Raw genomic sequence first — 8,648 nt, forward strand, 5'->3', positions numbered from 1 at the left:
CCCCTGGTACGCGCTCTGCCCCTCCACCCCCGGCGGACGCGCTTCGCGCACCAGGCCATGCCGGAGCAGCACGTTGCCGTCCGGGCAACGCACGTCCTGGCCCAGGCACCACATGGCCACGTCGAACAGACGGTCGCCGTCGCGGCGCACGTCGCAGGGAAGCAGGGATGCGGCACTGCCAGAAGAGACCTTGGACATGGGGCGCCTCGGGCTGCAGGTGGCTACTCGTGGTCGTGGTCGTGCTCGCCGGACTCCTCGATGACGAGCGACACGGAGGAGAGCGTCGAAGGGCCGAAGGTGAGCGTGTGCGTGCCCACCGTGAGCGGCACGACGTAGCGGCCCTGGATGTCCGTGCAGAGCGTGGAGCTGGTGGCGCTCTCCTCGAACTCCACCGTCACGCCGCTGCCGTTGGTGACCTTCACCGGCACCGGGGCGCTGGCATAGAGGACGTAGTCCGTGGCCTCGGAGACGGCGAAGGACACCGCGCCGCCCTTGCCTCCCGCGACGTCCACCAGCGCGATGTCGTAGCGCTTGTGGTCATTGCTCACGGCCGGGCCCATGCCGCTGACGGCGGCGGTGACGTTGACGGCGGGGCCTTCCTGCAGGTGCTCGCAGCCCTCCTCGTCGACGTGGGCCTCCTCTTCGTCATCTCCACCGCAACCGGCGGCGAGGAGGGCGGTGGACAGCAGCAGGGCGGACAGAAGCTTCTTCTTCATGATGGGGACTCCAGGGACACAGGGATGGACTGCGGGAACTCCAGCCACCCGGGCCGCACGCGCACCGCTCCCCGGGAGGAGGGACCGCGAAGGATCGGATGGGACTGGAAGGACGGACCGCGGCACGAAGCGCGCCCGTGTCCGGGGCCTGGAGCTTTCCGCGCGCGTGCGGCGGATCCGTTCAGGGAACGGGAACGCGCACGACCCGGACTCCGGTGGCCACGGCGCACCCCGTCCCACGAAGACACGTGGGACTAAGGACGGCGGGCTTCGACGGCGGAGCTCAGGCGCGCGGCGGCGACAGCTTGGGCGCGAGCCTCAGCAGCGCGACGGGTGCCGCGTGGAAGCGGAACACCGCCAGCGCCGGGCTGGAGCGCGTGGAGACCGCGGCCATGATGGTCGCGGACTCGGCCGGAGGCGGTGCCTCGCGGCGGAAGAAGGCGTGGTGGCAGTGGGCCTCCGCGCCGTGGGGCGCGGCCTTCGACACCGGCGCCTTCGCCACGCGCGCATCGTCGAAGGAGAGCTCCTCCTCCAACGGGCCGTCGTGGGACGCGTCACTCACGTGCATCACGTCCCCGTGCTCCAGGCACGTGGTGTGCTGCACAAGCGCGAAGTGGAGCACGCTGCCCACGTACACCAGCACGCACACGAGCACCCACGGCAGCGCCAGCAGGCGCGGCAGGGAGCGAAGCGTACTGGGGTGGCGTCGGAGGCGGCTCACGTCCACTCGGTCTCGAAAAGCAACTGAGTTGTTTTAAGCGACCTCCCTGCCCGGTGCAAGCCGGGACGGGGAGGACCCGGCCCGGTGGGCGAGGTGGCGGGCCTGGAGAACAGCGGAGGGGGTCGCGCGTTGTGGACCCACGAGCCTCCGGGGTCGTAGGTTCCGCGCGTGCACGAGCTCATGGATGTCCTGCGCAGGCAGGCACACTATTTCGGACCGGAGCTGGCGAAGACCGCCTACCAGCGCGGCCTCGCGGTGACGAAGCCGGATGGCAGCACCCAGCCCATCCCCATCACCGCCACGCCGGTCATCCTGGACGCGGAGGAGATCAAACGCCGCGCCCTGCTGTCCGCGAAGCTGGCCTCCGCCACGATGAAGATGGCGCGCAGCGTGCTCGGCGGCCCCGACGCGGAGCTGCTGCTGGGCGCGCTGTCCCCACTGGAGCGCCGCCTGGCGCAGGCCACCTGGGAGGAGAGCCGCAAGCTCGCCACCACGCGCGTGGACTACTTCGTGTCCGGCGGCCAGCCCTGGGCGCTGGAGGTGAACGCCACCATCCCGGCCATGCAGGGCTATTCGGACATCGCGGCGCGCACCTTCATCGAGGTCGTGGCGCGGCACGTGCGCTACCCGGAGAAGGCGCTCGCGTCGCTGCTCACGCTCAACGGCAACAACGCGCTGGCATTGTACCGCGCGCTGCTGGACGGCTACGCGGCCGAGCGCCCTGGGAAGATGCCGGACACGGTGGCGCTGCTCTGCCGCAAGAACGACGCGCAGGTGACGGAGCTGCGCTGGCTGTGTGAACGCTTCCGCGAGTTCGGCGCGGACGCGGACGTGGTGCACCCGGAGGACGTGTCCGGGGACGACGCCTTCACGGTGAACGGCAAGAAGTACGACCTGGTCTACCGCCACCTCTTCGTGCGCCGGCTGGAGCAGACCCCCGCCCCATGGGTGGAGGACTTCCTGGGCGTCGTCCCGGGCAAGAAGGCCGTGTTCCTCAACCCGCCCGCCTCGCAGGTGGAGGTGAAGACGACGTTCGCGCTCCTGTCGCAGGCGGTGACGGACGCGGCGCTCGCGGAACGCGCGGGCCTCACGCCCGACGAGCTGGAGGCGGTGCGCGCGGCGGTGCCGTGGACGCGCCCCTTCCGCCACGGGCCCGGCGTGGGCCCCGACGGCGCGCAGGTGGACGACATCGTGGCGCGCGTGGCCGAGGAGCCCGCGCGCTTCGTGCTCAAGCGCGCGTGGGACTACGGCGGCAAGGCCGTCTTCCTGGGCCGCTCCGTGGGCACCGTGCCCTACGAGGAGCGCGTGAAGGGCGCCTACGGTGAATCCAAGACGTGGGCCCAGCTGTGCGAGCGCGCCGCCACGGACACCCAGGGCGGCGGCTTCGTGGTGCAGGAGGTGGTGGACACGCAGCCGGAAGAGCACCTGCTCTGCGGGCAGAACAGCGTGCTGCCCACCTCCTTCTTCGTCGACTACTCGGCATACGCCTCCGTGGGGCTCGCGAAGCAGCCCGCGTGGGGCGGGGTGTGCCGTGGGTCCATGTCGGAGATCGTCAACATCGTGGGCGGCGGTGGCGTGCTGCCGCTCATCACGACGGAAGTCGCGTCGAAGCTTTTGCTGGCCTGGAAGGCCATTTAAGGCGTCCTCCAAGGATCCTCGTTAGAGAGAGGCCAGGGCGCAGCGGTGCCCGGCCCGAAAGGAAACGAAGCACATGGCGTGGGAATCTTCAGGTGGTTGGCAGAGCGGGCAGGCAGGCGCGGTGGACGACGTCCTGGTGCAGGAGTCGCAGCGCGCGTTCATGTCGCGCGTGCACGGCTGGATGTTCGCGGGCCTGGCGCTCACCGGCGTGATGGCGATGGTGACGCTGGCCAACGAGGCGCTGCTCCGCATCGCGGTGCAGAACCGCATGGCCCTGTTCCTGGTGGAGCTGGGCGTGGTGTTCGGGCTGTCGATCCTGGCGCCCCGGCTGTCCGGCCCGGTGGCCGCGGCGATGTTCCTGGGCTACGCGGCGCTCACCGGCGTGACGCTGTCGGTCATCTTCCTCATCTACACGGCGGGCTCCATCGCCCAGGTGTTCTTCATCACGTCGGCGACGTACGGCGCGATGGCCGTCTACGGCACCGTCACCAAGAAGGACCTGAGCGGCTGGCGCACGTTCCTCTTCATGGGGCTCATCGGCATCCTCATCGCGGGCGTGGTGAACTTCTTCGTCCAGAGCAGCGCCCTGTCCTTCGTGAGCGCGTGCGCGGGCGTGCTCGTGTTCGCGGGCCTCACCGCCTACGACACCCAGAAGCTGCGCGAGTACCACGCGGGCACGGGCTTCCAGAGCACGGCCACGGTCAGCATCGTGGGCGCGCTCACCCTCTACCTGGACTTCATCAACCTGTTCCTGTCGCTGCTGCGCCTGCTGGGCAAGCGCCGCGACTAGTTCCAGGCATCAAGGGCCGACGCGGTACTTCAAGGCGGGGCGCGAGGCGGACAACCGCCTTCAGCGCTCCGCCTTCTTGTTGAAGGGCATCAGCAGCCGCTCCACGGGGCGCCCCTGCACCAGGTGCTCCTCCACGATGGTGGGCACGTCCTCCACCTTCACGCCGCCGTACCAGGTGCCCTCCGGGTAGACGACCACGGAGACGCCGAAGGCGCACGTGTCCACGCAGCCCGCCGCGTTGGCCCGCATGCTGCGCTTGAGCCCGCGCTTGTCGAGCTCCTCCTTGAAGGCGGCCCGCACCTCCTCCCCGCCCTTGGTGGCGCAGCACCCCTTGGGGTGACCGTCCGGACGGCGGTTGGTGCAGACGAAGACGTGGCGTTCGAAGGGAGGCGGCATGGTCCGCCTCCTAACGCGCCCGGGCATCGAAATCGATGCCGCCATTCAGCAGCCGACCGTCCAGGCCCGCCCCACCCGGTCCCTTGCTCGTGGGGGCGCCGGAGCACTCCCCCGCTCGGCACACGGACTGACAGCAAACATCCGCGAGTGATCACAAGCGCTTGGACAGACGTCCTTCCCCGCGTGTCCGGTTTTGCATGGCCATGACCCTACATTGCCAGCCACAGCAACCGTTGCCACGGGGAGAAGGGTTGTTAGATCCAGCCTTGGGCGCAATTCGGGCCGTGTTGAAATGTCCACCAAATGAAGTGTGTAAGCAGGGCTCTGACACTAGATATGGGGTTGTGGGTGATGTTGACGGACCCCACCAGCGATCATATGGATCCGCCCGCCCGGCGGGTGGGCAGTCAGGCCCGGGCCCGGATTCCAGTGGTATGTCCGCTGGCTTCTGCCCATCCCGGACCATCCCAACGCTGCCGTCCCCGCGCCTGGAAGTGATCATCGGATCCCCTGGGATCTCGCGGCGTTGGCCATTTTGCAAATTTTGCATCATCACTCTCAGTGTTTCTGGAGGTCGGCGGCATGGAGAAGGAACTGAGCGGGAAGCCGGTGGTGGCAGGCAGGGAGTCGCGGCGCGGAGGACGCGCGAAGGGCAAGGCGGCGACGGCCTCCACGGGGCTGACCGTGGAGCGCTTCTTCACGACGCCCGGGGTGGATCCAGCGGACGAGCTGGCGTGGGAGCTGCGCAGCGCGAGCATCAAGGGCGAGGACGGCAAGGTCGTCTTCGACCAGAAGGACATCGAGGTCCCCAAGTCCTGGTCGATGCTGGCGACGAACGTCGTGGCGTCGAAGTACTTCCGGGGCACGCCCGGCACGCCGGAGCGTGAGACGAGCGTGCGCAAGCTGGTGGCGCGCGTGGTGGACACCCTCACCCGCTGGGGTGAGGACGGGCACTACTTCGCGTCGGCGGTGGACCGCGAGGCGTTCCACGCGGAGCTGACGCACCTGCTCTTGCGCCAGAAGGCGGCGTTCAATTCACCCGTCTGGTTCAACGTGGGCGTGGAGGAGCACCCGCAGTGTTCGGCGTGCTTCATCAACAGCGTGGACGACAACATGGAGTCCATCCTGGGGCTGGCGCGCACGGAAGGGATGCTCTTCAAGTACGGCAGCGGCACGGGCTCCAACCTGTCCAGCATCCGCGGCAGCAAGGAGTTCCTGGCGGGCGGCGGCACCGCGTCCGGCCCGGTGTCGTTCATGCGCGGCTTCGACGCGTTCGCGGGCGTCATCAAGAGCGGCGGCAAGACGCGGCGCGCGGCGAAGATGGTCATCCTCAACGCCGAGCACCCGGACATCCTCGAGTTCATCCGCTGCAAGTCGAACGAGGAGAAGAAGGCCTGGGCGCTGATTGAAGCGGGCTACGACCCGTCCTTCAACGGCGAGGCCTACGGGTCGGTGTTCTTCCAGAACTCCAACAACTCCGTGCGCGTCACCGACGACTTCATGAAGGCGGTGGTGAACGACGGTCCGTGGCAGACGCGCGCGGTGCGCGACGGCCAGGTCGTGGACACGTTCAAGGCCCGCGAGCTGTTCCGCGAAATCGCCGAGGCGGCGCACCTGTGCGGCGACCCGGGCCTCCAGTACGACACCACGGTGAACGCGTGGCACACGTGCTCCGGCACGGCGCGCATCAACGCGTCCAACCCCTGCTCCGAGTACATGTTCCTGGATGACTCGGCCTGCAACCTGGCGTCGCTGAACCTGATGCACTTCCGCACGCTGGAGGGTGGCTTCGACGTAGCCGCCTTCAAGCACGCGGTGTCCGTGGTGCTGCTGGCGCAGGAGATCATCGTCGGCTTCAGCCGCTACCCCACCGAGCGCATCGCGAAGAACAGCCACGACTACCGGCCGCTGGGCCTGGGGTACGCGAACCTGGGCGCGCTCTTGATGGCGTCCGGCCTGCCCTACGACTCCCCTGCCGGCCGCAACCTGGCGGCGGCGATTACGTCGCTCATGTGCGGCGAGGCGTACGCGACGAGCGCGCGCATCGCGCAGAAGCAGGGCGCGTTCGCGGGCTACGGCAACAACGCGGAGCCCATGCTCGGCGTCATCCGCAAGCACCGCAAGGCGGCGTACCAGCTGCCGGCGGACGGCGTGAGCGCGGAGCTGCACGCAGCGCAGAAGGAGGCGTGGGACGACGCGCTGGCGCGCGGCACGGAGCACGGCTACCGCAACAGCCAGGTGACGGTGCTGGCGCCCACGGGGACCATCGGCTTCATGATGGACTGCGACACCACGGGCATCGAGCCGGACATCGCGCTGATCAAGTACAAGAAGCTGGTGGGCGGCGGCATGCTGAAGATCGTCAACCAGACGGTCCCGCTGGCGCTGGAGAAGCTGGGCTACCCGCAGACGCAGGCGCAGGACATCATCGCGTACCTGGACAAGCACGACACCATCGAGGGCGCTCCGCACCTGAAGCCGGAGCACCTGGCGGTGTTCGACTGCGCGTTCAAGCCGTCCAAGGGCCAGCGCAGCATCCACTGGATGGGCCACATCGAGATGATGTCCGCCGCGCAGCCGTTCCTCTCCGGCGCCATCTCCAAGACGGTGAACATGCCGACCGACGCCTCGGTGGAGGACATCGAGAAGGCGTACGTCGAGGCGTGGCGCTGCGGCCTGAAGGCCATCGCGGTGTACCGCGACGGGTGCAAGCGCACGCAGCCGCTCAACACGTCGCGCGACAAGGCCCCGGAGGCCCGCCGCGCGGTGGCCGAGCCCGCCCCCGCCGTGATGCCCGAGCCCAAGGCGCTCCGCCGCCGGCTGCCGGACGAGCGGCAGTCCATCACGCACAAGTTCTCCATCGGCGGCCACGAGGGCTACCTGACGGTGGGCATGTACGAGGACGGCAAGCCGGGTGAGCTCTTCGTCGTGATGGCGAAGGAGGGCTCGGTGGTGAGCGGCCTGATGGACAGCTTCGCCACCAGCGTGTCCCTGGCGCTCCAGTACGGCGTGCCGCTGCAGGTGCTGGCGGACAAGTTCTGCCACACCCGCTACGAGCCGAGCGGCTTCACGGGCAACCCGTCGATTCCCATCGCCAAGTCCATCACCGACTACATCTTCCGGTGGCTGTCGCTGAAGTTCCTGCCCACGGAGCCTTGCGCGGACGACGCGGAGGTGACGCCGGTGGAGGAGGCCCGTCCGGCGCCGGTGACGCAGGCGGCGGTGCCGGCCCAGACGGGGACGCTGCAGCTGTCCGCGATGAACTCGCGCAGCACGTACCTGAACCAGGCGGACGCCCCGCCCTGCCACCAGTGCGGCGCCATCACCGTGCGCAGCGGCGCCTGCTACAAGTGCGCGAACTGCGGCACGACCAGCGGCTGCAGCTGAAGCGCCGCCGCGGTCGTGAGCTGAAGTGAAGAAGGGCTCCGGGGCTTCAGGCTCCGGGGCCCTTCGTGTTTCAGGGGAAGCGGTGGAGGCGGGTGCAGATCTCCACGGCGCGGTCCGCGATGCGGCCCAGCTCCTCCAGCATGGCGACCTCCAGGGGCGCGGGGCCGTGCTCGGCGACGAAGAAGGCCACGGGCTGCCCGCGCGAATGGAGCGGGAAGACGAGCAGGTGCGACTCGGTCTCGCCGCACAGCGCGGAGAAGATGACCTCGTCCTGGGGGCCCTGCGGGGCGCTGAAGACGCTGGGGCTGGGGCCGTTCAGCGCGGAGGTGAAGAGGGACGGCGTGTCCAGGTCCACCTTGAGCGCGGAGACCTCCGGACGGTCGCTGCCCGGGCCCCAGGCGCGGCCCACACGCGCGAGGCCGAAGCTGTCACCCAGGAGGAAGGCCCGGCGGAAGCGGCCCGCGCTGTAGGCCAGCAGCACCTTGCCCACCATGCCCTGCGAGTCCGCGGTGTCGAGCGCGGAGAGGACCTGATCCGCCGTGACAGCGGGACCGTCTGTCGCCGTGTCGGTGGACGCGCTGGCGGCGGCGAGCAGGGCCTGCGCGGGGTCGATGTGCGCGACGGCCTGAGGCTGCCAGGGCTGCTGCATGAACTCCCACGCGGAGGCCAGGGCCACGCCGTCCTCGGAGGCGGCGGGCGCGGCGGCGGGGACGTCCAGGTCCACGACACGGTCCGCCCAGGTGGACTCCGGGCTGTGGCCCACGGAGCCCTCCCCTTCCCCGCCGCCCTGCCAGCCCACGAACTCCCACGTGGAGGCCAGCTGCATGGGCTCCTCGGTGGTGGTGGGCAGGTCGTCGAGGGCGATGGGCGTCCGGTCGCGGGCCGGGGCCGGAGGCGCGACCACGAGGCGCGGCTTCGGCGGAACCACGGGCTCTTCGGTGGCCGCGGGGCTGGTGACGTCAGCGGACGCGGAGACCGGTTCGGGCGTGGGCTCCGGGAC

General features: G+C 69.6%; 7 protein-coding genes and 1 pseudogene. 3 read left to right on the forward strand and 5 right to left on the reverse strand.

The features are described from left to right. The 3 genes and pseudogenes from D7X32_RS41240 to D7X32_RS41250 all read right to left on the reverse strand — a co-directional run. Positions 1-198: pseudogene (locus tag D7X32_RS41240) on the reverse strand (hypothetical protein); the annotation flags it as partial. Positions 199-221: 23 nt separating this feature from the next. Further along, on the reverse strand, positions 222-716 hold the full coding sequence (locus D7X32_RS41245) for a hypothetical protein (protein ID WP_120607992.1): 495 nt from the start codon (positions 714-716) through the stop codon (positions 222-224). 283 nt (positions 717-999) lie between these two features. After that, positions 1,000-1,437 (reverse strand): hypothetical protein, encoded by a 438-nt coding sequence (locus tag D7X32_RS41250; protein WP_167506564.1) that lies wholly within the window; start codon positions 1,435-1,437, stop codon positions 1,000-1,002. A gap of 180 nt (positions 1,438-1,617) precedes the next feature. Between D7X32_RS41250 and D7X32_RS41255 the strand changes: the two genes are divergently transcribed. Both D7X32_RS41255 and D7X32_RS41260 read left to right on the forward strand, forming a co-directional pair. Continuing rightward, complete coding sequence (locus D7X32_RS41255) at positions 1,618-3,075, forward strand: hypothetical protein (protein ID WP_439329047.1); 1,458 nt, start codon at positions 1,618-1,620, stop codon at positions 3,073-3,075. Positions 3,076-3,148: 73 nt separating this feature from the next. Further along, positions 3,149-3,865 (forward strand): Bax inhibitor-1/YccA family protein, encoded by a 717-nt coding sequence (locus tag D7X32_RS41260; RefSeq protein ID WP_120607994.1) that lies wholly within the window; start codon positions 3,149-3,151, stop codon positions 3,863-3,865. 60 nt (positions 3,866-3,925) lie between these two features. Here D7X32_RS41260 and D7X32_RS41265 read toward each other — a convergent pair whose 3' ends face one another. Beyond that, entirely contained in the window at positions 3,926-4,261 is a 336-nt protein-coding gene (locus D7X32_RS41265) for a (2Fe-2S) ferredoxin domain-containing protein (protein ID WP_120530529.1), read from the reverse strand. Between the two features lie 582 nt (positions 4,262-4,843). Here D7X32_RS41265 and D7X32_RS41270 point away from each other — a divergent pair. Beyond that, positions 4,844-7,648 carry a vitamin B12-dependent ribonucleotide reductase gene (locus tag D7X32_RS41270; RefSeq protein ID WP_120607995.1) on the forward strand — a complete coding sequence of 935 codons (2,805 nt, stop codon included), beginning with the start codon at positions 4,844-4,846 and terminating at the stop codon, positions 7,646-7,648. A gap of 70 nt (positions 7,649-7,718) precedes the next feature. On the opposite strand, the gene D7X32_RS45800 is transcribed toward D7X32_RS41270, so the two are convergent. Beyond that, positions 7,719-8,648, reverse strand: a 930-nt coding sequence (locus D7X32_RS45800; protein WP_120607996.1) for a general secretion pathway protein GspE, incomplete at its 5' end; no start/stop codon positions are given.

It is taken from the genome of Corallococcus carmarthensis, assembly GCF_003611695.1.
Lineage (GTDB): Bacteria > Myxococcota > Myxococcia > Myxococcales > Myxococcaceae > Corallococcus > Corallococcus carmarthensis.